General features: G+C 45.0%; 17 protein-coding genes and 1 pseudogene. 10 read left to right on the forward strand and 8 right to left on the reverse strand.

The window, feature by feature from the left end; all coding sequences use genetic code 11:
- Positions 1-16 precede the first annotated feature (16 nt).
- Positions 17-1,873 carry a bifunctional 3'-5' exonuclease/DNA polymerase gene (locus QUB25_RS23870; RefSeq protein WP_333186823.1) on the reverse strand — a complete coding sequence of 619 codons (1,857 nt, stop codon included), beginning with the start codon at positions 1,871-1,873 and terminating at the stop codon, positions 17-19.
- A gap of 480 nt (positions 1,874-2,353) precedes the next feature.
- Here QUB25_RS23870 and QUB25_RS23875 point away from each other — a divergent pair, with 480 nt between their 5' ends.
- The 6 genes from QUB25_RS23875 to QUB25_RS23900 all read left to right on the forward strand — a co-directional run bounded on the left by QUB25_RS23875 (position 2,354) and on the right by QUB25_RS23900 (position 8,280).
- On the forward strand, positions 2,354-2,914 hold the full coding sequence (locus QUB25_RS23875) for a hypothetical protein (RefSeq protein WP_333186825.1): 561 nt from the start codon (positions 2,354-2,356) through the stop codon (positions 2,912-2,914).
- Positions 2,911-3,582 carry a hypothetical protein gene (locus QUB25_RS23880; RefSeq protein WP_333186828.1) on the forward strand — a complete coding sequence of 224 codons (672 nt, stop codon included), beginning with the start codon at positions 2,911-2,913 and terminating at the stop codon, positions 3,580-3,582. The genes QUB25_RS23875 and QUB25_RS23880 overlap by 4 nt, the downstream gene beginning before the upstream one ends.
- Before the next feature lie 336 nt (positions 3,583-3,918).
- Positions 3,919-4,173: a type II toxin-antitoxin system ParD family antitoxin gene (locus QUB25_RS23885; RefSeq protein WP_333186831.1), complete on the forward strand. Its 255-nt coding sequence runs from the start codon at positions 3,919-3,921 to the stop codon at positions 4,171-4,173.
- A gap of 206 nt (positions 4,174-4,379) precedes the next feature.
- Positions 4,380-4,601 (forward strand): hypothetical protein, encoded by a 222-nt coding sequence (locus QUB25_RS23890; RefSeq protein ID WP_333186834.1) that lies wholly within the window; start codon positions 4,380-4,382, stop codon positions 4,599-4,601.
- Between the two features lie 284 nt (positions 4,602-4,885).
- Entirely contained in the window at positions 4,886-6,973 is a 2,088-nt protein-coding gene (locus QUB25_RS23895; RefSeq protein WP_333186838.1) for a hypothetical protein, read from the forward strand.
- Positions 6,974-7,641: 668 nt separating this feature from the next.
- Complete coding sequence (locus QUB25_RS23900) at positions 7,642-8,280, forward strand: hypothetical protein (RefSeq protein ID WP_333186839.1); 639 nt, start codon at positions 7,642-7,644, stop codon at positions 8,278-8,280.
- 3 nt (positions 8,281-8,283) lie between these two features.
- Here the strand turns inward: QUB25_RS23900 and QUB25_RS23905 are convergent, their stop codons facing one another.
- Positions 8,284-9,354, reverse strand: a complete 1,071-nt coding sequence (locus tag QUB25_RS23905; protein WP_333186842.1) for a DUF5895 domain-containing protein — start codon at positions 9,352-9,354, stop codon at positions 8,284-8,286.
- An 82-nt stretch (positions 9,355-9,436) separates the two neighbouring features.
- Between QUB25_RS23905 and QUB25_RS23910 the strand changes: the two genes are divergently transcribed.
- Both QUB25_RS23910 and QUB25_RS23915 read left to right on the forward strand, forming a co-directional pair.
- Positions 9,437-11,371: a type IV secretion system DNA-binding domain-containing protein gene (locus QUB25_RS23910; protein WP_333186845.1), complete on the forward strand. Its 1,935-nt coding sequence runs from the start codon at positions 9,437-9,439 to the stop codon at positions 11,369-11,371.
- The gene (locus tag QUB25_RS23915) at positions 11,371-12,531 is read left to right on the forward strand and encodes a hybrid sensor histidine kinase/response regulator (RefSeq protein WP_333186848.1); all 1,161 of its coding nucleotides are present in this window, start codon (positions 11,371-11,373) and stop codon (positions 12,529-12,531) included. The genes QUB25_RS23910 and QUB25_RS23915 overlap by 1 nt, the downstream gene beginning before the upstream one ends.
- A gap of 81 nt (positions 12,532-12,612) precedes the next feature.
- On the opposite strand, the gene QUB25_RS23920 is transcribed toward QUB25_RS23915, so the two are convergent.
- The 3 genes from QUB25_RS23920 to QUB25_RS23930 all read right to left on the reverse strand — a co-directional run bounded on the left by QUB25_RS23920 (position 12,613) and on the right by QUB25_RS23930 (position 14,837).
- The gene (locus QUB25_RS23920; protein ID WP_333186851.1) at positions 12,613-13,293 is read right to left on the reverse strand and encodes a response regulator transcription factor; all 681 of its coding nucleotides are present in this window, start codon (positions 13,291-13,293) and stop codon (positions 12,613-12,615) included.
- A 273-nt stretch (positions 13,294-13,566) separates the two neighbouring features.
- Positions 13,567-14,277, reverse strand: a complete 711-nt coding sequence (locus QUB25_RS23925; protein ID WP_333078169.1) for a hypothetical protein — start codon at positions 14,275-14,277, stop codon at positions 13,567-13,569.
- 128 nt (positions 14,278-14,405) lie between these two features.
- The gene (locus tag QUB25_RS23930; RefSeq protein ID WP_193975537.1) at positions 14,406-14,837 is read right to left on the reverse strand and encodes a helix-turn-helix domain-containing protein; all 432 of its coding nucleotides are present in this window, start codon (positions 14,835-14,837) and stop codon (positions 14,406-14,408) included.
- A 354-nt stretch (positions 14,838-15,191) separates the two neighbouring features.
- On the opposite strand from QUB25_RS23930, the gene QUB25_RS23935 reads away from it, so the two are divergent.
- Positions 15,192-16,262, forward strand: a complete 1,071-nt coding sequence (locus QUB25_RS23935) for a hypothetical protein (RefSeq protein ID WP_333186855.1) — start codon at positions 15,192-15,194, stop codon at positions 16,260-16,262.
- A gap of 12 nt (positions 16,263-16,274) precedes the next feature.
- Here the strand turns inward: QUB25_RS23935 and QUB25_RS23940 are convergent, their stop codons facing one another.
- On the reverse strand, positions 16,275-17,456 hold the full coding sequence (locus QUB25_RS23940; RefSeq protein WP_333186858.1) for a hypothetical protein: 1,182 nt from the start codon (positions 17,454-17,456) through the stop codon (positions 16,275-16,277).
- 226 nt (positions 17,457-17,682) lie between these two features.
- Positions 17,683-20,316: a DEAD/DEAH box helicase gene (locus QUB25_RS23945; protein WP_333186860.1), complete on the reverse strand. Its 2,634-nt coding sequence runs from the start codon at positions 20,314-20,316 to the stop codon at positions 17,683-17,685.
- 709 nt (positions 20,317-21,025) lie between these two features.
- Between QUB25_RS23945 and QUB25_RS23950 the strand changes: the two genes are divergently transcribed.
- On the forward strand, positions 21,026-21,226 hold the full coding sequence (locus QUB25_RS23950; RefSeq protein WP_333186862.1) for a hypothetical protein: 201 nt from the start codon (positions 21,026-21,028) through the stop codon (positions 21,224-21,226).
- Between the two features lie 1,677 nt (positions 21,227-22,903).
- Here QUB25_RS23950 and QUB25_RS23955 read toward each other — a convergent pair.
- Positions 22,904-26,001: pseudogene (locus QUB25_RS23955) on the reverse strand (hypothetical protein); the annotation flags it as partial.

Consider the following 26,001-nt stretch of genomic DNA (forward strand, 5'->3'; position numbering starts at 1 on the left):
TTTCCCCGTTAATCTCTTACCCTCCCCAACTTTCCATCACCTTAATTTCTACCTCGCAAGGAATCGGAGAGAGAAATTTATTCCCGGCTCTCACCATACATTTTTTAAGCAAGGCTTTAACTGCCGTCACTTGTTCAAGAGGACACTCTATTAAAATTTCATCGTGAACCACACAAATCAGTTTAGCACCAGTGTGGCTCAGAGGCATAAAAAGTAGAGCAAGAGCGAGTTTAGTAATGTCAGCGCTCATTCCTTGAATTGGGTTATTTAGCATCTCATTAAGCAACGGTTTAGTATCTTTTGACCATAATCTCCTTCTGCCTAAGACAGTCCGACTCTCTCGAATACCTCGGCTCCAGGCGCTCCGAACTTTGCCGTGAAATTGTTTGATACCTGTATAGGATTCAAAGAACTTCTTACGAAAGTGTGAAGCTTGTTGCAGCGTTAAAGTGACTCCATGCTCTGCTTGAGCCATATTCTTAAATTTCTGTGTTCCCATGCCATAAATTAAACCGAAGTTAATAATTTTACCGAGCTGTCTGTCTTCGACAGTAATTTTAGATAAAGGTTTTGCTAGCACCAAAGAAGCGGTCAGAGAGTGCAAATCTTCCCCTTTGGAGTAAGCTTTCACCATCGTGCGATCGCCGGAAACCTTCGCCATGATCCGCAGTTCAATCTGGCTGTAATCGGCTTTGAGCAGGACGTAACCGGGTACAGCTTTAAAACACTGTCGGGTTTCCTTATCTCTGGGGATATTCGTTAAATTTGGCTCTCGACAACTAAACCGTCCTGATCTAGCACCAATCTGAAACCAATTGGGATGAATGCGCCCTGTAATCGGGTGAATGCGTTCAGGTAAACCCAGAGTAAAAGTATCGATACGAGCCGATAAACTGCGGTATTCTAACAGTGCTTGAATAACGGGATACTCGCCTTGCAAAGGAATTAAATGTTGAGAGCTAGTGGAAGTAACAGGAATACCTTTTTCTTGCAAAGCCGCTAAGACTTGTTTGGGAGAGCGAGGATTAATTGTATCCGTAAATTCTGGCAGCAGAGAGATTTGTTGATTAGGGTTAGGTCGATGGAGTTGTGAATTAAGTTGTTTTAAAAGAGAGTCGCGTTGATGACAGAGCTTCACTCCCAAAACTCTCCACTGTTCTCTATCTAAAAGCATTCCGTTGAGTTGCATAGAAGCCACCGCAGGCAGACAGGAAAACTCTAGTAAAGCAGTTTTCCAAAGCTTAGAAGCTTTCAATTTTTGTTCGAGAGCAGCAGCCAGCGGGAGTAAGATTGCAGCATCGGCAGCAGCATATTGCAGTTGAACGAGTGTTAAATTTCCCGACCAATCGCTAACTTGCTGCGTTTTGTCTAGCTTTACTTTCAACAAATTCTCAGTGACAGCCTCTAGAGACAAATGGCGTTTTAGTCCAGCCGTCAGCACTCGGTAAGCCAAATAGGTATCGAAAAAGGGTTTGGATGGTTCCAGTCCGGCAAAAGTGAGCATTTGCCATTCAAATTTGAGGTTGTGACCTACCTTGAGTGCAGGACTGGCTAGAAGCAAGCGTAACGGTTCGAGGGAACTCGGTTCAATGGCCCATAAATCTACAATGATTACTGGATGGTCAGGAATGGCAAGTTGTAACAATCTAATTTTGGCTTTGTAGGGGTCTAGCCCTGTCGTTTCGCAGTCTATACCGATGATTTTTGCTTGTTGGAATGGTTGAAGGGCTGTTTCAAGATTGAAAGCAGTATCAATCAGTTGGTAAGGAGTTTTAAGTGTAACATTCAACTGAGCTATTTTAAGCTTATCGGAGGCCAAAAAAGTTGGGATAGCGGTTGATATTTTATGCTTGTTTAGCGGATTAGGTTTCATGATTAGTTTCGTTTATAAAAAAGTGAAAGAATATCGTCGTGTCAATAATGCACAAAATTTAACTATTTTTAAGGAGTTTTCGACATTAGGTAGCTTGAGGATGGTGGGTTTTATTTGGGAAGTATACGAGTTATAAGTCTGTTTTTTGTAAATCAATTTAAGTCCTGAACTTTAGGAATAAGGTAAGAGACATAAAGGATGGCGGTTGGTCTAAAAAAAACCAGTTGGTGCCTGGTTTTGATTTAAAATAGTTGCCAATTTTAGAGTCGGCAACAGTTGTTTTGGCTATCCCAAGTGCCGCCTAAAAAGTCGCTGCCTGGTTTGCTATATGTAATCTTTTTACAAACGGCTGCGTTAGCGTCTGTACGATTAGATTTTGAAAAAGATTTTTAGAAGGAGGTGGGTGGGAAAATATTGCTTGAATTTAAATTTAAAGATTATGACATATAATGTAGTTGTCACAATAATTAGGTTTGGCAATTGAATCGCCCTATCCAGCTTCTTCGAGTTCGAGATAGACAGGTAGTTAATGCTATCCTGACATCCCTTACTGAGAAGCATTTAGAAGATGCCACAACCCTCTGGGAACCAACCCTTCGAGGGAGTGGAGAAGAAGATGAATACTGGAATTGGGTTAGCAAAAGCTATCGAACTCAATTTTTACCGGGAGATGAACTATATGCCATTGAGTGTGATGGCATAACTCAGGGTTTAATGACTATCGATATTTTAAAAAAACGCTGCTATATTGAGTCTCAATTGAGACGAAGATTGGTCTACGTCAGAGCCCTAGCAACGGCTCCCTGGAATCGACCAGCTATTAACAATCCTCCCACTTATAAAGGAGTAGGTGGAACTCTGATAGATTTTGCGATCGCTCGTAGTGAGGAACTAGGATACCAAGGAAGGATAGGCTTCCACGCACTGCCTGGTGCGCTAGTATTTTATAGAAAGTTGAAAGTGGGGCTGCTAGACTGCGGTCCAGATCCTGAAGAACCAGACAATCTTAATTACTTTGAAACATTAAGGAAAGATAAATGAGTAACTCAATTCCCTCCCAGCCGCAATCCACAATAGATGATACAACCAGTTATCCGCGCTTGATGGAACTGATAGAAGCAGAAGATGCAGCTAATGGAGAAGTTGGCTGCGGTCGGAATTTGGGTAATAAACCTTCAGTTTATCTGAAAACCTGCGGTATCAATATCTCTGATGAAAAGCTAAGAAATTTGTTAAGGGAGTATTTAGGTCATTTATTGATGGAGCTAGATTTTGACTCAATCATCAACCAGGTGAGTCGTTTCGTAGAGTCATTAGTCGTGCAGGAACACACTCAATTAGAGCAGACAAGACCGGCATTAATGCTCTTAGAATCAGTTTTTGAGCAAATTCCTGCGAAAGAACTCAAACAATGTATTGAGTCAGAATTGGGGGAGTTTTGTTCGGAAACTGCGATCGAGCAAATTGTTCAGTATACTGGTCAAGTGATTCACTATTCAATTCTTCAACCTCGACATAAGTGGCCCAAACCTATTTGGGTACTAAGTGTTCTTGAGAAGGTGTATATTGCTCAGGCATCTAGTTTAGATGCAGCACTTGCCCAAGTTAAAGCACAATATCCCGACGAAACCGGAGAGCTGCAAGTAATAAAAGTTGGAGGTGTTCTTGCACCAAACCAAGTGATTTGCTTGGACTTAATAAACAATTAATAAAAAATGCGGAACGAATTTGGTAGCTTTGAACGCATCCCAACCTGCGTCATATCCCCTTTCTTAAGCATGGGGATTCTTTAGCTTTTAGTTCCTACTCCCTCTTAAAAGACATTTTTACAGGCTTGTAATTGACTGTTTTGATTTTTATCGGCTTAGTTGGAAATCCACTTGGGGCATGATTGGTTCATTTCGATCGATCGCGAGATTTACTTTAGCAATTGCTCAACTCGCTTGTACACAAGAGCGAGTTTTTTAGTGCAATAATAACAACAATTGCTATTCCCTGTTATTAAAGCGCAAATGGAATAGCCCAAATTACAGGAGGACTCAGGCATGAACGTGTCTTTGACACCGGAGTTAGAGCAGTATGTCCAGGAGAAAGTCTCAAGCGGACTGTATTATTCTGCTAGCAAGGTGATCCGTGAAGGGTTGCGCCTGCTGAAAGAACGGGAAGAATTCCAGCAAACTCGCTTGCAGGAATTGCGGCAGGAAATCCAGGTTGGGCTAGACAGTGGTGAAGCAACTCCGCTGGATATGTCAGCAATCAAGGCCGCATCGCGGCAGCGCCGACAGAGGAAACCTCAGTAATGGCAACGATCGTTTTTCTTAAAAGACATTTTTACCAACTTCGTAGAATTGCCCAGTGCTGAGAGCCGTTAGGTAACTTTCATAGAGCTGACCCCTCCATGTGGAGGGGGTAATTTTTACGGAACAAAATCGCTCACAGGAATGAAGGTGCAGGAACTAGATGCGATTTAAATTGGAATTGTTTACCACATAAAATAACAAAAACCATGCACAATTCATGGACTGAACCTAATTCTGGCTATAGCAAATCGGGTTACGAGTCCGAACCTGATTTGACAGTTGGTTACTCATCATCCACAGAAGTTCGTCAAGGTAATTTTGACGACGCTTACCAAGAAAATGTCTATGACTTGTCAAACTTAGCAGATACTCCTTGGACAGATTCAGCAGTCCGCCCGAATCCACAGTTGGAGCTGGAGCTTGATTAAAGAAATGTAGTCCTGGACGCATCAACCTAAAAAACCCGGTTTGTTGTTCTCATTATCAACCTAAAATGACGAACTTACCCTCAAAAACCGGGTTTTTGGGTAAGTCCTAAAATGGAGAGGGGAGAGAGGGATAGGGAGAGAGGGATAGGGAGGTTTAGCTGATAGGTTATTTCTGCAATGATGCTCTATTTTTGGTAATGTTTTAAAGACAGTACAAATGTTTTTCAAATCCGAAGTATAGCAGCTTTTTCTACCGGATTGTAGTTAACAAAAATAGAATTCCAATGAACATTCCAAAGCAGTTAAAAAAATTAAGCCAGGTAGGATATGCTTTAATTGCTGACAGTACACTCTGCCTAATTTTTGCTTTCATCTGCATTACTTTCTTAAGCTTTCCATCAATTGCTAGCGCCAGTTCCTTACCTACTAAAATTTGGGAAAAAGAGCAATCTAGAGTTTTGCTGCCAGATTGGAACCAGATTACCTTTAGTTCCCTGCCCGCCGTTGCTAGTTCGGGAAGTTCTGGCGGCCGAAGCTGGCAAGCCGGCACTTCTGTTGACAACATCTTGAAGCTGGGGGACATTAACGATGTAAAACCTGAAATTCTGTCTTTGCAAGCAATTGAACAATTGGCACTAGGGGATATCAATTTAGAGAATATCAGCTTGTCAGCATTTCCCTTAGCTGGTAAGCAAACTGTCGGTCACTTAGCTGAAATTGTTCCGAATCTCAGCCAATTTCAATTGAGCGATGTTCCTCCAATTGCTTCTTTATCTTCTCAAATAGCCGGAGTGAACCCTAACATCAGCCAATTGCCAATTGGTCAAGCTGTAAAACAAGTACCGCAACTAGCGCAGGCAAAACTCAACCAAATTGACCTATCTGAATTTGCGATCGCCCAAATTCCCAATCTTAATAGCGTAAATTTAGAACAGTTCTCTGGGTGGTCAGAGGAACTCATCAGCAATATTCCGCTACTCAGTCAAGTCCCGCTTTCTAATTTTCCTGTTCCTATTGCGTCCATTGGCAGCACAGTCATGCGAATTGACACGATCTACAGCCGGTACGAAAGCAAACGCTCTAATACAATCTCCGGTTCAGATGTAGAAGGATTTGCGGTAGCGTGCGAGAAAGATTGCGCTTATATCGAACTCGACGACATGGAAAACGCCGGTCGCCGCGCCACAGGATCACTAGAAGGCAAGCAGTGGATTAGCGGCAAATATCAGGAAGTGCGAGGTGGTTCTGGCTGTTTGACTGGTTGGGAACCGACGGGCCGGCATCCTTTTGGGGAAGTGTTTAAAGTAGTGGTAATGGAACCGTCAGAAACCAGCGATACTGTTGACACGGCCCTGTACTTCAGGTTAAGTTTGCCCTGCGGCAAATCACCTTACATTATTGGTCCGGTTCCGTTTCTCAGTTACAGCGTTAATTCGCCTATGTTTGTCGGTCGATTGGAGGGTGGTTCTTCTAACAGTATTTCGCGTTCAAAAGGCGTCGCATCTGAAACAAAACCTTCAAAGCCGCTAAGTTCAAATCAAGCTAAAAAAAACGCTTTACCAGCTCAGCCGGTACCTGAATCAAAGCGAGAGTGCGCGCGCCCCGCAACTTACGTTAACGGTGTGGATGTAGCTTCATTAGGGGAGGCGTTAGCAAAGCTTTCCGAAGGAATCGCCAATTTGGAAAATGCAGCCAGTGGCGATTACGAAGCTATTGGCGAGATGGTTTGTACCGAAGGATCTCGCAACTGCGGGCGGGCGATCGGTCGCTATCAGTTGATGAGTTACCGGGAAGACGTGCAGCGTGCTGTCAGCTCAATTCCAGGGGCGGCTAACTTTATCCTGAACGTCAACAAAGGCCAAAAACCTACAAGAGAGGAACTCTTCCAATATTTTCCTCCTGCTGTTCAGGATAAAGTCTTGCAAAATTCTCTAGCTGAGAACTTAGTCCGCAGCCAACAGGAAATTGACCCTAAAACTGGGCAGGTGTTCAAGGGCGATCGCTTAATTGAGCGAGTAGCACAGAAACACTTTGGGGGTTCTGGCAGTAAAATTGATGCCAGCTATTCCAACATTTTAGGCGGCTACTCTCTCAAACAGTACGGGGAAAAAGTTCGAGAGCTTTATAACCACAATACCAGCGACAATTGCCAAGCTAATTCTGGTGACAGCAGTGGCATCAGCAACTCGGTCGGCTCGGGCATTACTTTAAATGCTAGTTGGAGTATTAAGGTTGCGCTGTTCATTAGCTCTTTTTTGGTGGGAATGTGGTTTTTAATTCGACTTTTTCACAAGCGAAAGCAGCAAAATTTTCTGATATTAATCGGTTTGGGGATAGCAGTTACTCTTGGCACCGCTGCACTCTCCCATTGAACAAAGGGAAAGGGGAAGTGGAAATGCAAGGTATTAACAACTATAGGACTTACGCAAGACAGCAAATTTTACAGTATTTGTGGCTAACTGCACCGAAAAGCACCTACAAACACCTTACAAATAGTGTCTCTGCGTTCACTCGTGAACTCTAACACAATACGGTTCAAGTAAGAACACTCTAACTTCCTTTCACAAGTCTGTATATCCTAAAAATTCGTGAAATGGAATTCGTCTGAAAGGGCTAACCCAAGCGTAGTGGATTCTAACAACTTTTTCGCTAACAGGACGTTTTTAAGTGCTGAAAACATGAATTTCTTACGTTTTTGTTCTGATATCTATTCCGAAACATGAATTTTATTGCATTTCTGTTCTGACATCTATTCCGGTGGCATCGGAATGATTAAACCACAGAGGACGCAGAGGACGCAGAGAAAGAAAAGAGAGAGATTAATAATTCCGATATCAACGGATTTGATATGACTTGTTCCTACGTTGTTCTCGCTCTAAATTGCATAGTCGTTTTATATTCCGATAAGGAAGTCATTAAAATTGACTGTAAATTTTAGACATACAACAGCTTACTTAAGCAAAAAAATCTCTCTTTTCGTGTCTTTTTTTTCCGCTTTATTGTCCTTTTTTTCTGTTATTTTGTATAATTGGAGTAACAAATGGTTGAACAAAATCGAGTTAAGCAAAAAACAGCAGGCAGCCAAAAGATTGTAAAACCCCCGGTTTGGTTAAATCAAGTTGGTTACTGGTTTCGCATTGGTTTGACAGTTTTTACTGCCCTGTCGTTATTATTAGGGACAGTTGCTTGCAGTTCTTCTAGTTCAGCAACAACCGTACCGGCGTCTTGGCAACAAGCTTTGCGAGTCACCCCAAAAGAAACTTTAACCCGAATTGTACAGGAACACAGCAGCCTTCCAGAACTCAAAGTAGCGGCTGGGCAAAGTGCAGCGGCGGAAGCAATTAAGAGAATGCGAGTGTGGCAAGTTAATGGCTCGGTAGGACGGCTGAACCTTTATGATTTCAATAATTCCACTCTGTGCGGCACAAAAGGCTGCCTTTATGTTGGCTACTTAATTCCTAATGATTCAAGTCAAATGCCAACAGAAGTATTTGCAGCTTATCTCGACCCCCATAAACCGCAGAAAACTCCTTTGTTTAAGGCTGACAGTTCCTCACACGAGGGTTTGCCTTGTCTAGGAGTGAATCAGCTTTCCAAAGAAGGCCGCCGCCAGCTTCAATTTTGCTACGACGGCCTTACCTATCAACTTGCTGACAGCCAGCTTTTCAAAGATGGTTAGTGTTTAGTAGTCGGCGGGTTCATCGAAGTCAAAATCTTCTTCTGAATCAACCTCAACTTCAACCTCAACCTCAGCAGCTTCCGACAATTCATCTAACTCCTCTAATTCTGAGTCTGTTCCTCCTTCAACTTGTGCAATTTTGCGAGGGGGCGACAATTTACCTCGACCTTTGCGGTTAGTTAGGCTTTCTGGCAACGCCTGGACTTCAGGTTCGGCACCAGCAGCTATAGCTGGCAACCCGGCATCGCTAGCCTCAATGAAACCAGCAATGTTATTGTGCAGTCCCCAAATCAATTTCTTTTGTTGTTTTTGACCTAGAAATAGCTTATGAAAATTAGCATCAGTTGGCTGAGTAATGCTGTGAGTTTTGCAGCAAAACGATTTATTTTTGCCTTCCCCTTCTTTGAGAGCTCTAAACTCGACATTCAACACTCCCAAAGAGCGCCACTTGTCATTTTTACCGCTGTAATCTCTCCCAAAGCAATCAGCAAATGCCCGTTCCAAATTGCGGTAAAATTCTTCTCTAGCGCTCTTAAAGCTCCAGAGGGCTACATTCTTGAAGCGGACGACAATCGGTACCTGATGCAGGGGTTGGTTTTTGGGATTTAGAAAGATGAGAGCGTGTTCGGAACACACTTCCTGCGTCTTTTTATCGAGGGAATCGCGATATTCGTCGTAAAGCCCAATAAAACTACCTGCTAATTCTCCATTTTCTTCAATATCTTTGTAGCGGATGTACTCAGGCACAAAAGCTAATACCAACATTCTCGCTTTTGGGAGCAGCAAGCCTGTCACTTCTTCGCTTAGTTCGACCGTTGTCAATTCCTCAACATTAGGCATTACGTGCCATTCCGCTTTGACAAGCTGGTCGTTCGGGAGCAAAATACCTGCTGGGTTATCGTTAATCACGATTCCATAGGGCAAAGAGGGCTTGCGAGTTTGGTTGTATTCACTGTTGAATAGCTCCGGATCTATCTCGTAATAATCAGCACTCTTGTTCTTTTGCGTGTTGGAGTTTCCACTAGAATTCTGTACTGTCTTACTGGGAGATTTCGCGTTATTACTTCTTACCATTGTTTACCTATTTTTGTCATGGTCTCCCCCTTGAGGCGATAGCCGCTAGCTGAAACATTTAGTTTTTTAAGATGTAAAAAAAATGAACAATTTGCAATTTTTGCCTAAAATTAACAAAGCTACCTTGGTACCAATGGCAGTTCAAGCTCCTAAACGTTCGTTAACTAGCATAGATTTTGGGGGGTTGTTGGGTCAGTTTATGAAGCCAGAGGGACTGGCAATGTTAGGGCTAATGGCAGGCTTACTTATTGCTTCCAAATTAGTGGGAAACGGGAAGGGTAAAATTACCTCCGGGCGGCTCTGCGGGACGGCTGAAAAATTGGCAGCCACAGGCTCTGCCCTCAAGCAAATGAAAGAAAAAAAACGGCAGCCCGTCACTTTGTGGAGCGGTACGCCGACTTATTGGTTTAAAGGTTGTCAGGGATTGAGTGCTCGATTGCAAACGCTATTAGGTGCAAATCCGACGGTTTGGTTTCCCCACGCAGAACGCGGAACTTTAGTCATTGGTGCTCCGGGTTCTGGCAAAACATTCAGCGTCATTGACCGGATGGTTGAAAGTGCATTCCAGCAAGGTTTTCCTGCCATTATTTACGACAAAAAAGGAGACCAGATGAAAGTGCTTGCACCCCTTGCAGTGCGCTATGGCTACGATGTGCAAGTGTTTGCGCCAGGGGAAGCTTACAGCGGCACTATCAATCCTCTGGATTTTATGAGAGATGCACAAGATGCAGTAATGGCAGCAGAAATTGGACAAGTTATTGCTCGAAATGCTAGTCCGGGGGAGAGTAAAGGCAATGAGTTTTTTGAGAAAGCAGGCGAGTTGATGGCGAAGGGTTTAGTGCAGTTGGCAAAAAGCAGTCCTTACCCGGATTTAGCTTTTGTGTATGCAATTATTCAACTGCCAGATTTGGTCAAGCGCATCGACCACGCCGTTCACCGACCCGACGGTCATCCCCTCAAAATGGACAGGTGGATTGCCTCTAGTTTTTCGCAGTTATTAAGTTCAAAAGATGCTGAAAAAACTGTGGCGGGCATTAAGGCAACCGCAGAGGCAACCTACTCCAGTTTCATTCAAAAAGATTTGCTGCGGGCATTTATTGGTCGCAGCACCATTCCGATTGCTTTAGAAGGCAAAAAGTGCATTATTTTTAAATTAGATGACCAAAGGCGCACTGTAGTGGGGCCGCTGTTAGCTGCTGCTATTCACTTATGTGTGGTGTCTAATTTGAGTCGGGTACGTTCTGACCCATTTTTGTACTGCTTAGACGAGTTTCCGTCTCTCAAGTTCGACAGAATGGATCAGTGGGCTAACGAATATCGTTCTGCTGGCGGCGTACCGATTGTTGGCATTCAATCGCTCAATCAACTCTATAATCTCTATGGGGATAAAAAAGGGGCTGCGATCGCCAGTGCTTTGTCAACTCATGTCCTCTTCAACCCCGGCGATTTTGAGACAGCCGAAAAATATTCTAAGCGGTACGGGGAAGTGGAAGTGCTGGTAAAAAATCGATCGACCGGCAGCTCGACGGGGCAGCAAACGAGCCGTTCTGTCAACTGGAGCGAACAGTTGCAAAAGAAACCGCTGATTAGTCCTGACGAAATTCTGAGGTTTCCTCAAGGCAAGTGCGTTATCACTTCACCGGCCTACGCAACGGGGACGGAAGCTTTATTTCCCTACCCTCTCAAGATTCCGGTGCGGCCCGGCGACATAAAACGAGCCAAAGAGTCTGAAGAACTGTGGGACAGCAGCATCAGACCGCAACTTGAAAGGCGGGCGAAAGCTTTGTCAGTAGAGCAGCAGACGGGTAAACTGCTCAATATAGATGAAGAACTCGACAAGCGGATTCAATTCGCTTACCAATTGCTACCACATCCGAACGATCCAGAAGAACCCGTGACTGTGGCTGATATTAAGTCGCCTGTTAATGCTGCTGGTGCGAACAGCGCGGCTGGAAAAATAGCGGTTGGCAATATTCGGACAAAACTTAAAAATCTGTCATTTGGTGGCGATAGATAATGGAGCAAACTAAACAATTTTTGGCTGACATTTTGATTGTTGACGATATTCCAGCTAACATTCAACTGCTCTCTCAACTGCTAATTGAAAACGGTTACAAAGTCAGGAAGCTGATTAGTGGAGAGCGAGCTTTAAAAGCAGTAGAATTGCAAGCACCCGACTTGATTTTGCTAGACATAAAAATGCCCGGTATGGATGGCTATGAAGTCTGCCGCCAACTTAAAGCATCTGAAGCTACTTGTGGTATCCCTGTAATTTTCATCAGCGCTTTAGATGACATATTTGACAAAGTAAAAGGATTTGAGGCGGGCGGTGCTGACTACATTATAAAACCTTTTGAGCCTGTTGAAGTGTTGGCGCGGGTATCTGCCCAACTTAAAATGCAGCGTTTACAGCAGCAACTTCGCTGCGCTAACGTGCAATTGGCTGCACAAAATGCTCAGCTCAGCCAGGAAATTCAAGAAAGACAGCAAGCAGAAGCCAATTTAAAAATGCTGTTGCACGCTGTTTCGCACGATTTGCGATCGCCTCTATCGGGAATGTCGCTGCTGCTGCGGAGTTGCCTCAATAATGCTGCCAGTAACATTGCTATTGATAGGCGGACTGTGGAGGTGATGGTGCAAAGTTGTTCGCGCCAACTTCAGTTGATTGAGTCACTAACAGCAACACAACAGTTTGATCTGAAAAGTGCTTCTTTAGCAAGGAAGCCGCTGTCGCTGCCCGCTTTAGTCCAAAATATTCTTATTGAAAGATTACCAATTCTCAACCAGCATCGAGTCAAGGTTAAGCAGCGTTTTACAGCAGATTTGCCTTTAGTCAATGCTGATGGCCAGCAGCTCTGGCGGGTGTTTGGCAATCTGATCGACAATGCTGTTAAATACAATCAGTCTGGGTTTATTTTGACTGTAGAAGCTAAACGGGAAGGTGAGATGGTTCGCTGTACGGTTGCAGACAATGGGGCAGGAATTTCTCCTCAGCAATGTGTAAGATTATTCGAGCCTTATACGAGGGGAGTTGGAGTTAGTTTAAGGCAAGGGTTGGGATTGGGACTTTACATTTGCAGGCAAATTGTTGAGGCTCACGGCGGAGAGATTGGCGTTGATAGCGAATTGGGAAAAGGAGCGAGGTTTTGGTTGACATTGCCAAAGTTTGAAGATTGATAGGCTGTCATAATTTGCTACGCGATAGCTACGCCTCAAAAACCACTTTTTTTAGAACAATTAGAAGCTGCATTCCAACGGCTAAACCAGCCCCAAACGCAGTGCTTTAACGGCTGCCTGAGTGCGATCGCTCGCTTCAAATTTAGCTATAATCATCTCTACATGACCTTTGGCGGTGTGGACGCTCATTCCTAGTTGAGCAGCGATTTGTTTATTGCTTTTACCCTCAACTAGCTGCTGCAAAACCTGCATTTCCCGTTCTGTCAGCTTGATGTCGTCATTCGCATAGCTTTCGGGCAGTGGCGTTTTGAGATTTTGCAGCACGCAGTCGGCAATCTTAGGGTCTACTAGGTAACTGCCACCTTCTTGCACAGTCGTAATCGCTGCTAGAAGTTGTTCTGCGTTAGTGCCTTTAACGCAGTAGCCGTGAGCGCCGCTTGACAAAGCCGCCATTACCTGAGTTGGATTGCTGTGGTGGGTGAGCATCAGGATGCGAGTATGCGGCAGTACGGCTCTGATTTGCTGCGCGGCTGCAATACCGTCGATTCCGGGTAAGTCAATGTCCATCAGGGCTATGTCTGGTTGGTGTTGCAGTGCAGCACTGACGGCTTCGTTGCCGTTAACAGCTTGTGCGACAACTGTTAAATGGGGTTGGTTATTGAGGATATGCTGTAGACCGAGCTGCATCATCGGGTCATCTTCAACTATCAGGATGGTTTTTAGTTGGCTTGTTTTTGGTTGGGTGGCGGTAGTTGCAGTCACGATTAAGATTCCTACTACATTTTATCCATAGTCTATTGTTTTTCCTCATATTAAAGAGTGTCATCCTCCTATGGAGAGAAGAAAAGTATTGATTTTTGGGCAATTTCGTCGGAAGGTGGATGTCTCTCGATAGGAGGATGGTAATAAAGTCGGTTCTCCCGATTTTTAGGTGATCATAAAAATTCTAGTGATGCGGCCCGAAAAGCCCGCGCGAGAGGCTCACACTACCGTTCCCACCACAAATCCAGAAGAGCTATACACAGTCTGAACAGATTATATCGACACTTCGTTGACTTCATCCAAATTGATTTCATCCAAATTGACTTCATCCAAATTGATAGCTGTTGCTACTTCCTTCGGTTGAGGTGTTAGATGACCATTGAGCTTGATAACTGTTTGTTTTCTCTCTCGTTCAATGGTAGTCAAAAGCCAATTTTGAGTGTGTCGGTGTTGCTTGCTGTCCCAGGCAAACAGAACTTTTTCTGCTGGTTGAGTCGGGTGCAGTGCCAAAATAATCAGTTGTAGCTTGTGAGGCTCGATCTCGAAGAATTCGGCAGCTACCCATAACTTAACTCGGTCTTGCCAAGTCAGTACAGGATGGCGAATCGCCCACTCAAATAGTCTGGGTGTTCCTTTGACTAAACCCACATTTGTACGGACTTGTATCACTTTAAATGGAGGAGAAGGGGAAGAATTTTCTTCTGTCACTCCCCTTTTTGTTCGGTCTAGTTTTGTTTGAAGTGGAATGTCAACAAACAGTTTTCGCTGCGGTAAAAACAGTGATGGCGATAGTTCTTTGAGCTGGAAAACCCACTGCTGGAACTGGGGGTGACTGTTGAGAATTGGCTCGACAGGTAATCCCATTAAAATTTGCTTGACAAGCAGTTGCAAGCGTTCTTGCAGATAGGAAGGAACAAGAGGCGGCTCTTGTACTGGGCTAGTATGAATAGTTTGATTGAGGTCTGATAGAGTAAGGAGGTACATTGCTCAGAGCATAAAAGACTGAGCAATAGCGGCGATCGCCAGAAGTCAGGGGGGAATGGAGAATGAGACGCTGACTTTTCCGGCTTCTCAACCGAAAACCGTGAGGGTGTAGGCTGCTTGTTACCTAATTATACAAGTTTGGCTAAAAATGCTACTGATGAAGAAATGATATCGGCAATATCATCTGGATCGAGGGAATAAATCTTTGCTAAAACTTCTTTTTTAATTTTTTCAGAGCCTATCCTCTTGCTGCCACTCACTTGACCGATCGCCACCTCATCCAAACCGCGTTGATAAACTGATAAGGATATTTCTCCATCCAAATAAAGTTGCAGAGTCTTGGTACTGCCACCGCTTAACTTTGCCAGTTGCCGAAAGTTCTTAGAATCGGATTCGGGTATCGTTTTCCCTTTTAACCACCGATATACGGTTGAAAAATCTACTCCGATAGCGGACGCTAAAGCGCTTTGAGTCCAGCCTTCTTTCAGCAGCAGCTCGATCAACTGAGTCAGCCGCTTTTGGCGATCGAGTATAAGAGAAGATACAGAGCTAACAGTCACAATTGCTTACCGAAAATTTAGGTTTAAAGTCCTGGGGCACACGGGAACTAACGCCCTTGCGAGACACCGACAAGAGTTTGGCTGAGGAGACTCCTCCGAGTGTAAGCCGAGTAGTGGAAAGAGGAAGCCCAAAGAGTGGTCTTGGGAATCCCCGCGCGCGAACGCACCCGGAGGATGTCAACTAACGCTTTTACCGTACACTATTTTACTTTCTGCTGCGTTGAAGCCGATACTTTTTCGCTATTTTACGCCCTTTCTACAAAATTTGAGCAATCACAGCCTTAATCGATTACGCAACTACCATTGCATTATGCAATACTTAATCTTGCACCGCGCAAGACGGACGGAACATCAATGTCATCCTCCAACACAGTTCGCGGTTCTGATGCACATAACTTCTCTGTTGTTCCCAGCGCTGAACTCACTGCGAGAGTTGCACAGGACTGCCACCTAAACAAAGCCGACGCTAAAGATTTGTCTGCCCACAGCAGTACGCTCACTGATGCTGAAGCATTAGAATTAAGCAGCTTGGAAGCTACAGTCGAACGGAGCTTGAAAGCTTTCTGGGAAATAGGGCAAGCTTTGCGCCAGATCCGGGATCGCCGCCTCTACCGACAAGACTTCTCGACTTTTGAAGACTATTGCACTAATCGGTGGGAAATGTCTCGTCGCTGGGCCTACCAACTGATTGAAGCGGCAACCGTCTATGAAAATGTGCGCCATGGCGCACAAATCCTTCCCGCCAATGAGCGCCAAGTTCGCCCTCTAACAGCACTACCCTCCCAAGAGCAGCCTAGGGCTTGGGCCCAAGCCGTTTCTACTGCTCCTAACGGCAAACTTACGGCTTTTCACGTTGCCCGAGTTGTTGAAGAACACCAGAAAAAAAATTCGAGGAATAAGTCTAACAACGAGAACAGTTCCAAAAACCAACGAACTCTTTGGGCCAATCATCCATCGTCAAACCGTGAGATTTCAGCAGCCACTCAAGAGAATGCTGAGGGATTGGGAGCAACATCCAGTCAGACAGAAACTCAATGCCGAAGCTGCTGGAATTGCTATCATTGCAGTTTTGAGCCTGTTCAAGACGACCCTCACAGTTTTTATTGTCAAAAGCTAGGCAAACTAAGCTTTATTGAGAAAGATGGTAACGAACGAGGATCTAAATGTAAATTGTGGCTCGATCGATGGATCGAGCCAGAGTTAGTCAAAAAGGCAAGACGAGCCCAACGAGATACTTTTACCTTAACTCTACAGCTCCCGATACACCTGCAAGCCCAGATGCAAGATGCGGCTAAAACTCAAGGGCTGGCTGTAGCAGATTGGGCGGAACAACTCCTCAAAGCAGCAGTTTCTACAATCAGTTTCGCTTCAGAAGTCCAGCCTACTCATAACATTACGCCCGCCGCCGCCACAAGTGAGAATTAGGTACGTATTGGGCTAGAAATCATCCAAATTAAACAGCGTAAATTGGTGAGGAGATGTTGTCGTTTTTCTGGATCGGCGTTTGCCCTTAACAACTTCTTGAATTACTGGATTTGAGTGAATTGATGTCTTCTCATTCAAATCAATAACTTCTGAGCTTTCTCCTGAACTTATTTCATGTTCGACTGGACAATCAGTATGATTTTTAGCCTGAGACTCGACAGGCTCAAACCACTCATTGTACCAATAAGTGGCGTTCATTGATTGGGGTAGATCGCTACTTAAAGTATTGCCAAGGAGCAAATCAGTTTGACCCAACCACCAAATCGGAACAGCCAGCCAAGGTGAAAACAGATAAAACTGAAACAAAGCGCATTTTAACAGAGTAGGGTCTATATCTTGACCGATACCGCTCAGACAGTAATTCGACTGTGTTAACATTAAAGCACCCGTACCGCACGCAGGTTCATTGAAGCTGGAAATTCGCTCTGTTTTATCACCACTGACTAACTTAGATATGAACTGACACAAAGCTAAGGGTGTCGGATAAAACCCTGAACTTTTTTGAGCAGTCTTTCCGCAAATTTGGGGTAGCAGTCTGCCCATATAATCTTCAGGATATAGCATGAGAATTGATAGGTCAAACATCTGATAGAGACGCATTGATGCACCTTCACAGCCGGCGGGTTCTTTGGGTAACATTTTATAAGCTGGATGTCCGAATGCGAACAAAACCCAGTCCAAGAAAAACTCCAAATAGTCCCAAGCTGACCAAGTTTTCCATTCTCCATGTTGAGGAATGCAATTGAGGCTATTATCTAACATGGCTTCTGCGGCAGGAGAATGCTGCCATTCAATTTGGGGAATCGGTTCTGCTGGCAAAGTTTCCTCAATTACAAATTTGGGTAAGCTTTCGGGTTTTCTGTTTTCCAGAATGGCTAGCATTGGCTCCATCTTCCACCGCATCCAGGCATGAGCGGGGACAGCTTGACACAAAGCCCAATAATCCCACCTTCCCCATAAACATCGGTCTATTTGTGCGAGAATTGTTAAAAGCCAGCCATGCTTTAAATCTCGTGTGAGGTTGGGGATTAAAGCTTGCTTTTTCTTTTGTTTATAGGGTTGATTTCTGAAATGTAACAGCGTTGACTCTCTAGTCTTGGAGTCAATGACTGGTAAGACAAGCTTGTTTTTCATGAGTACAAGTCTGAAAAATGCACCCCTAAAAACCGCAGTAGCGGTTCGCACAATTCTATGTTGATGCAAGCAGCGTCTTGTTTAATAAAAACAGTAAAAAAATTTGGGGAATAGAGTGTAGCTATTTTCCAACAAAAAAGCTACACTCTATTCCCACTCCCATTTTCCCTATTTCTCTCTCCCTATTCCGCTTTCTCAGCCGTCTATTCCACCCATTTTTTGATATTTAAGGAGTAGAAAATGCTTCGCACAGCAGCAGCCCCACCTGCTTAAGTAAAGCTTTATTACCATCAGGGCATCCCGACTGAATCAAACATTTAGGACAGCCAGAACTGCAAGAACAACTGCGGGCTAACTCAGCAGCCGCATGAGCTAATTGAGGGAGAGAACGAAAAATAGCTTCCGAGGTTCCCGAACCCCCTTCTGCTAAATCGTAAAAGAGTCCTGCATAATCATTTGCACCTCTCTTCTCTACCAGAAAATTCACATCATTAGGTGAAGCCAAAATAGTCAGAGGTAAAGCTGCTAAAATTTGATGACCGAAACTGTGAATAGCCAACAAATTCGCGGGGTACTCCCACAACTGCTGATATCCGGGAGGAATCGGCTGTTGAGATTGAAGCAATTCTTGGCGAGTAGCTGTTACTACCTGTTGCAGGTAACATTCAACCGGGGAATTCAAACTAATTTGCAGTACAGGAGTCGCAAATTTAATTTCGTAAGGTTGCTCAAAGTTTACCTCATTAAGAACCGATGTTAGCTCAGCAGAGCGAGTTCTCTTGCCACAAACAGGACAGGCAGTACATTTTGGTAAATGCTCTTTGTAATTGACACACTTTCTATTGAGACAAGTTAACTCGTAATTGCGAGTTAATAATTGATAACCAGTGACGAGTTGGCTAATTTCTCCCCAAACCAGTTCCAGAATAGCTTGAGCTGGAATTGCCTTACTATCCGTTGAATTGGTTTGAACATTTCCTTCAACTTCTGGAATAACCAACGGGATTTGTTGAGGCAAACTCAAATTCTGCTTGAGGCTGGTATCAGTGTGGCTAATCGCTACAGTAAACAGTCGAGTTTCAGGGGTGTTTTGCAAAATAGCTTTGCCATTCAAGAGCGAGCGCGAAGTATAAGTCACCAAACAGCCGTCTGAGTTTTGCGTGCGGTAAATAGCACCAGGAAATACCTCTCGATAAGCAATCTCCGCACTGAGGAGTTCAATCTCTTCTTGAGTATCTGCATCCACCAGTTGTATCGTGCTAGCACCCGTTCCCCCTCGAAAGTTTACATCTTTATGGGGAAAGCCCTTAGCCCATAATTTATCCCGGCTTCTGTGAAGAACACCTTGCTCAATTAAAGCCGTTGCAATTTGAGGAGCGCTCTTGCCAAAGTAGTGCTTAAGTTTACTGGCAGGAATGCCCGTTTCGACAGCCGCGCACATCAAATGTTTGGCAATATCTATGGGATAATTGGCATTAAAACTCACCAATTCAGATTCGGCCGACAGTAACAATTCAGGGCGCTCGGCAAAATAGTTATCCAAAGGTGATTGTGCAATGGGAATGAAAACAATTAAACCGGAGTTGGCGCGACCAGCCCGGCCAGCCCTCTGCCTAAAAGCTTGCAAGCTTCCCGGCCATCCCCTAATAATAGCAAAATCAAGTTGAGGCAAATCAATTCCCGCTTCGAGAGCGCTAGTGCTGAGGATACACTTAACTGTTCCTGACTGCAAAGAGTTAATAATTTCCATGCGGCGCTCGCTTGTTAAACTGCCGTAGAAAATTGCTACTTGCGACTCAATTCCAGAGTTAGTTTGAGTTACAGCTTCTTGCTTAAAAGTTGCCCACAAGTTCTTAATTGCTTGTCTGCCGTTACCGAAGCAAATTCCGCTTTTCCCTTGCTGCAACAAAAACATAATGATGCGAGCAACATCGGAATTAGCATCATGAGTCGGTTTAGTAACAATTAATTGCCGTTCTGGGACAGCAGCTCCACTAGAGTTAATCCAAACTAACCGCTCTGATTTATTGAGATTTCGCTTTCGACTTCTACCAGATAGTAACTTCGCTAATTGAACGGGATTGCCAACGGTAGCACTCAACATCAGGAATTGCAGTTTTTGAGAACAACCTCCGCGCTCGTCTACTGCCAATTTTAAGCGGCGAATTAAGCTAGCCATGTTAGCTCCGTAAACTCCGTTAAAAGTGTGAGCTTCATCTAAAACAATATAGCGGAGGCGACTTAAAAAGTGCTGCCAAGGCTGACTCCAGTGAACCCCTTTCAGCGCATAGTGAATTAACTCTGGTGTTGCGCTGATTATGCTAGGATTTGTAGCCAATAATTGTTCTCTGGTTTGGGGAGGAGTATCGCCAGTTAGAAGAGCAAGGCGCGGGCGCGCAGGCTCAGGAATCAGTTGGAGCAAATCGGCAAGTTTTTGACTTTGGTCGGCTGTTAAAGCTTTCAAGCCATAAATAGAGAGTGCAGTAAATTGATGTTGGAGAATGCCCTCTAAAATAGGCAAGTACGCACTTAAAGATTTGCCAGAAGCTGTTGCTGTGCTGAGGATGACATCTTTGCCCTGGCGGACGGCTTTGAGTGTTTTAATTTGGTGCGAATAAAGCTGTTGAATGCCTTGGCGGTGCAAAGCAGAAATTATTGAAGGCGGCAAGTCTTGAGGAATTTTGTAGAGCTTAGGAGTTGTAGCAGTCGCGATTGTCTGATAAATAACCTCTTCGCCTAAAAACTCACACAAGTCGGCTGTTGCAGTTGGCTGCAAGTGGCTTGCTTCTGGAAAGTTATTTTGGTGAAAATCATGTCTGGCTATTAGTTGGGAAAGAAGGTTGATATAATCGGGAGGCATTGGTCACTCTAAGAATGAATCTTTTCTCTCTTACTACCGATAGGTAGGAAAAAGAACGAGAGAGGAAATTCCAAAAAAACCAACTGGGAGTCGGACTGAATTTGGTGGCAATTATGGATTTGGGTTCAGGAACTAGGGAAACGGTAGGTCTCTGGCTCACTGCGCGATCGCACCGTATACTTCCCCTATGCCAATGACCACGATCTTCCGTGGATTAGCACTCATGATATCGGCGATGAGGTAGCAAAATATCTACTCGACCATCGTTGGCCAGGTAAGTGGACTTGTAATTTGATGGAACCAGAAAATTTAACGCTCTTGGAAATAAAGGCTGTCCTTTCACAATTGCTCGATTGCCCGATAGAATAGGTGCAAGTGGCAATTGAATCGCTCCAGTAGTGCCTTGCATTGATGGGAGCAACTATTACTGTCCAAAAAGAGTTAGGCGACCTGTTCCTTGCCCTTGAATATCATAACGTAATTTATGTATCGGTACGAACGCTCGAAGCAATTACATCAACTACCTTTGAGCATTTTACAAAAAACAACCAACTTCCCAAAAAGTCCTGACAGCTATCAGTAAAACGTTAGATAAATGGAGAAAATTTATGCCGTTCTTAAAATGCTAAAAGTTCAAAACTTGCCCGGCTCCAAGCGTGAGTGTGATTAGTTAAACTCCATCTATATTGTCCCGTGCAAAATAGTTATTATGGACTGGAAAACAATACTTTTTTTTATCATTGGTGCCACACTTTTAACTCTGTTGAGCGGTTGGCTGATGACCGCCAACCTCCTGCCGATTAAAACTCAGATAGCCTACAGCGAAGCGGAGCTGGGTTTTGTGAAGATTTGGATACAAATTGCGATTGTGATTGGCTTACTGTTGCCTGTAATTGCATTTTTGGTGTGAATACGTAATCCCAACGTGCGGACTATTTTTGGAGGCTATTTGTTAGTTATGGTAATTCAAATTGTCACCGAGCAAATTTGCAGTCGCATTTTTTCTCCGAGTCTGTTACTCATCATTGGCACTATTTACACCACATTTAGAATTTAGCAACTAACTGTGGCAAAGCAAAAGTTTTTAACCGTGAACCCTCACAATGGTAAGGTTAACTTTTATATCGCGTATAGCTTACTGTGGCTCATGTTGTTGTTTTGGTCAGCAAACTTAATTTTCCTTCTAGTAGTTGGCTGGTTGAGAATTTTATAGCTCGTTGTATAACAACAAGTAACTTGATTTGTTTTGAAAATTCCCAAAAAATCGATTTGGACATTTTTTAGTGCCAAACTTAAGGGAGGGCGCAGTAGTTGTTATGGATAATCTACTCGCTCACAAGTTGGAGACTATTGAACCTTAATTTAAGCTGCAACGCTGATTCGGTCTATTTCCTAAGCCTCTTTGTCACCCCCCAGCCGTAAATCTTGTTAGCACTTTTTAAATTTGGGAGATTAGTTAGCAGATACCAAGGTTCCTCTTCTTGTTTACCTTTATATTTCCTTGGGCAAGAAGCAACCAAGTTAAAGCGAGAGAAACCTTTATTTTGAGTTAAATTAATTAGGGGATAGAAGAGATGAATGCCTGGTTTAACTAGAATGCTGCTTAGTGCTTGAAATGGCTGTCTTTTTTCTCGAAAAGTCGTATTACCTTTTTGACGGAGTACAAAGCTGAGATGCTGACGGTGCAACCCGAAGTGCTAACTCTATGCTATGAAACTCCCGATCGCCAATTATCACTAATTTATATTTCTTTAACAACCGAATAACCGGACGTAGTACCTGTTGTTGTTCGGCTAAATTAGAAGCCCCTTGTTTATCTAACAGTGTCCAGAATATGGGGAAAGCCCTTTTTTGATAAATTGCACTTACCATTAAAACATTATACTCTTTCCACTTTGTTCTATCCAATGCAATAATTAATTGAGTTCCCGCTTTGATTTGACGAGATATGACCTCTCTAATAATCGGGAACCTGCGTCACAAGTATGCTGAGCGCTTTAATTGATAAAAAACGTTGTATGTGACGACGGCGACTGTTTTGTAAAATGGTTAATGGCAGAGTTGCAGCTAATCGTTCTATTCTGACTTGTTTTTGAGATTGTAACAACTTGTGCGAGCATCTGAAGAGTCAATAACTGTTGGGGGTTGAGATATTTTTCGAGGATTCTGTGATAGAATGAGGGTAACATATTATAACTTTGGTCTTGTGGTATTAGCGAGGCCTTTCCTTTTTATCACAACTAGGCGCTTTTTCCTCTATAAAGATTATTTTGTCAATAAGCTTTATTTTATGACGTGGGTTTGAAGCGCGAAAACATTAGCCTGTAATGGTTTTGGGGCGATTGTCGCCCCCTGAAGACCAGCAGTCTAACACTGCGTTGGAGCGGACAGCCAACAGAGCTTGGTGCTAAGTTTGAGGCTGTCTGTTGCTGCTCAACTATACCGTTAGACCACTAAGTTACTAGACTGGCACTTCTAGAAGATAGCTATAGTAGTGCAGACTGAAAATAACCAATAATAAAAACCCGGTTTCTTCAATCAACCGGGTTTTTATCTATTGGATCGCCCTCACCCAAATCTACAATTACTACAAGGTAGAAGTGGCACTTAAATCGCTACTTGTTGGTAGCTGAATGGGACTCGGATTCGCATTAAGTAAGAGGTCAGATTCATTACCATAAGGATTAGCAGTAGGAGCGATCGCACTACCAACACTCGTCGCTTGCAAAGGAATAATTGGCTGAGTTTGAGCGTTGGTTAGAGATGTTAACAAGCTGTTAGAGTCGTAGATGAGAATGTCATCATCGATGCCACTAAAGCTATTCAGTGTTGGAATTGAACCGCCATTTAGCAAGATGTCATCGGTGGTAGATGTGGCAGCAGTTGGTGTTGAAATAGCTGGATTAGTAGCTGTTGTCACCAGTGGCTGGCTGGCACTTTCTAGAGTAGTAGTCGTGCTATTTGACTGGCTAATTGATTCAGTAATCGTGCTGTTTGACTGGCTAATTGGTGCAGTAGTCGTGCTGTTTGGCTGACTAATTGGTTCAGTAGTCGTGCTGGACAAGCTAGTATCAGAACCGCTGTCGATCGCACTTAGAACATCGTCACTATCAACAGGTTGCCCGGTTAAAAGATCGATATCCGAGGGAGTATTGAAAACTCCAGGCAGCGGGGTTCCGGGGGTGATGGAAATAAACCGAGAACTGTCGATCGCACTAAATTGAGTATCTTTCACCCAAGCTAAATGTTCGCCGGTGCCTGCGATGCTAATCAAAGCATCGTTACTATAATTCTCGCCGCCTTGAACGATTTGCAATTGGTCAAAGGTGAGGTCTTGTGTTAGTCCAAAATAATCGCGATCGGCCTGGAAGTAGAAAATGTTATCAAGTCCAGAACTTGGTGCTAGCACAAATATGTCGGAACTACTGCCTCCAATCAGCGAATCTTGACCATTTCCGCCCTTGAGCACGTTGTTACCTTCGCCGCCGTAGAGACTGTCATCGCCATCGTTACCGTTAAGGCTGTCGTTGCCGCTGCCACCATTTAAGAAGTCGTTGCCATTACCGCCATCGAGGGTGTCATTGCTGCTGCCACCATCGAGACTGTCATCGCCTTCGTTGCCCAAGAGGTTGTCACTGCCAGCTTCCCCAGTTAGCAAGTCGTTGCCACAACCGCCGTCAAGGGTGTCCTGACCGGCACCTCCCAGCATGGTGTCGTCTTCGCATTCGCCGAACATTAAGTCGTCGCCGTTACCACCGCCCATCCAGTCGTTGCCACCACCACCTGTGAGGGTGTCGTCGCCGGAATCGCCTGTGAGGGTGTCGTCGCCGGAGTCGCCGACAACCATGTCGTTACTGGCCCCGCCGTCCATCAAGTCGGTTTCATCGCCACCGTAGAGGGTGTCTTCCCCTACTTCGCCTAACATCGTGTCTTGCCCTTGACTGCCAAACATCAAGTCGTTGCCGGCACCTCCGAAGAGTTTGTCGTCGTCGATGCTGCCGTCAATTTTGTCGTTGCCGGCACCGCCGAACAGTTGGTCGTTGCCCGTACCGCCGAACAGTTGGTCGTTGCCGGCGCCGCCGTCGATGCTGTCGTAGCCGGAACCGCCATCGATTTTGTCTTCACCTGCTTCTCCAAAAATCAGGTCGTCGTCTTCGTCGCCCCAAATGTTGTCGCTGCCGGCGCCGCCGTGGATGAAGTCATCGCCGGCTTGGGCCCAAATGTTGTCGTTGCCATCGCCGCCGAGAATCGAGTCGGCGCCGGAACCACCGTCGATGTTGTCGCTGCCGATTTGTCCGAGGAGGGTGTCGGCTGCATCTCCGCCGTAGATTTGGTCGTTGCCACGGCCGCCGTCGATGAAATCGAGGTCTTCTCGGCCGTAGAGTTCGTCGTCCCCGTCGTTGCCCCACAGCGTGTCATTTCCGGTGCCGCTATCGAGGAAGTCGTTGTCGTCGTTACCTTCGAGGCTGTCGTTGCCGGATTGACCGAAAATTCGATCGCCCCCTTCTCCCCCTGCTAAAGTATCGTTGTTAGCGCCGCCGTCGATGTAGTCGTCGCCGCTGTTGCCGTCGGCGATGTCGTTGCCATCATTTCCGAAAATGCGATCGCGCCCTGCGCCGCCAGTTAAGCTATCATCGTCTGCGCCACCTTCTAAGTAGTCGTCGCCAATGTTACCGGAGAGGGTATCTTTGCCGATTTGACCGAAAAGTCGATCGGCCCCTTCGCCACCATCAAGGCTGTCATTGCCGGATTCGCCCCGCAGAATGTCGTCTCCGGTTTGTCCTAACAACGTATCCTCGTTATCTCCACCCCACAGTTGGTCGTTATCGGCATTGCCTTCTAAAAAGTCGTTGCCTTGGCGGCCGTATAATTTGTCACGGCCGTCATTGCCGGAGAGAGTGTCGTTTTCGGTACCGCCATCTACAAAATCGTCCTCTGTTCCGCCAGCTAGGGTATCATCGCCACCTTCCCCGTAGAGGCTGTCATTATTTTCGCCACCGTCGAGTTGGTCATTGCCGAAACCGCCGAACAGGGTATCGCTGCCGGATTCTCCCAGCAAATTGTCGTTGTCGTCTCCTCCCCAAAGAGTGTCGCCGTCGCTGCCACCGAACAGGGTATCGAGGCCGGCTTGACCGTAAATTCGATCGCGCCCTTGATTACCCTGAAGCAAATCATTGCCCAAACCGCCGTCAACAATGTCATCGCCACGGTTGCCGATAACCGTATCATCACCGACTTGTCCGAACAAACTGTCGTTATTTTCGCCACCGTCCAGAATGTCGTTACCGTCGCCACCTTCGAGGGTATCGTTTTCAGTACCGCCATTGAGAGTATCGTTGCCGAGTTCCCCAAAAAGTCGGTCTGTTCCTGAGTTGCCTTCCAGGATGTCATCGCCACTGAAGCCGTAGAGAGTGTCGTTGTCAGCTTGACCGAGAAGGGTATCGTTACCGTCGCCTGCTAAAAGTGAGTCATCGCCGAAACCGCCTTGCAATAAGTCGTTGCCAGCTTCGCCGAACAGGGTATCTTTGCCGTCTCCACCGTAGAGGGAATCGTTACCTTCGCCAGCATCAAGGATGTCATCGCCGTTTTCCCCAAACAGGTAGTCGTCGCCAGCTTGGGCTGATAAAGTGTCATCGCCTTGACCACCCCAGAGATAGTCGTTGTCAATTCCAGCATCGAGAATGT

The organism is Microcoleus sp. B3-D7 (assembly GCF_036705305.1).
Lineage (GTDB): Bacteria > Cyanobacteriota > Cyanobacteriia > Cyanobacteriales > Microcoleaceae > Microcoleus.

Bases quoted from the DNA above. Each gene is read 5' to 3' on its own strand.
- QUB25_RS23870 (WP_333186823.1), bottom strand. From the start codon at position 1,873: ATGAAACCTAATCCGCTAAACAAGCATAAAATATCAACCGCTATCCCA.
- QUB25_RS23880 (WP_333186828.1), top strand. From the start codon at position 2,911: ATGAGTAACTCAATTCCCTCCCAGCCGCAATCCACAATAGATGATACA.
- QUB25_RS23885 (WP_333186831.1), top strand. From the start codon at position 3,919: ATGAACGTGTCTTTGACACCGGAGTTAGAGCAGTATGTCCAGGAGAAA.
- QUB25_RS23890 (WP_333186834.1), top strand. From the start codon at position 4,380: ATGCACAATTCATGGACTGAACCTAATTCTGGCTATAGCAAATCGGGT.
- QUB25_RS23895 (WP_333186838.1), top strand. From the start codon at position 4,886: ATGAACATTCCAAAGCAGTTAAAAAAATTAAGCCAGGTAGGATATGCT.
- QUB25_RS23900 (WP_333186839.1), top strand. From the start codon at position 7,642: ATGGTTGAACAAAATCGAGTTAAGCAAAAAACAGCAGGCAGCCAAAAG.
- QUB25_RS23905 (WP_333186842.1), bottom strand. From the start codon at position 9,354: ATGGTAAGAAGTAATAACGCGAAATCTCCCAGTAAGACAGTACAGAAT.
- QUB25_RS23910 (WP_333186845.1), top strand. From the start codon at position 9,437: ATGAACAATTTGCAATTTTTGCCTAAAATTAACAAAGCTACCTTGGTA.
- QUB25_RS23915 (WP_333186848.1), top strand. From the start codon at position 11,371: ATGGAGCAAACTAAACAATTTTTGGCTGACATTTTGATTGTTGACGAT.
- QUB25_RS23925 (WP_333078169.1), bottom strand. From the start codon at position 14,277: ATGTACCTCCTTACTCTATCAGACCTCAATCAAACTATTCATACTAGC.
- QUB25_RS23935 (WP_333186855.1), top strand. From the start codon at position 15,192: ATGTCATCCTCCAACACAGTTCGCGGTTCTGATGCACATAACTTCTCT.
- QUB25_RS23940 (WP_333186858.1), bottom strand. From the start codon at position 17,456: ATGAAAAACAAGCTTGTCTTACCAGTCATTGACTCCAAGACTAGAGAG.
- QUB25_RS23945 (WP_333186860.1), bottom strand. From the start codon at position 20,316: ATGCCTCCCGATTATATCAACCTTCTTTCCCAACTAATAGCCAGACAT.
- QUB25_RS23950 (WP_333186862.1), top strand. From the start codon at position 21,026: ATGGACTGGAAAACAATACTTTTTTTTATCATTGGTGCCACACTTTTA.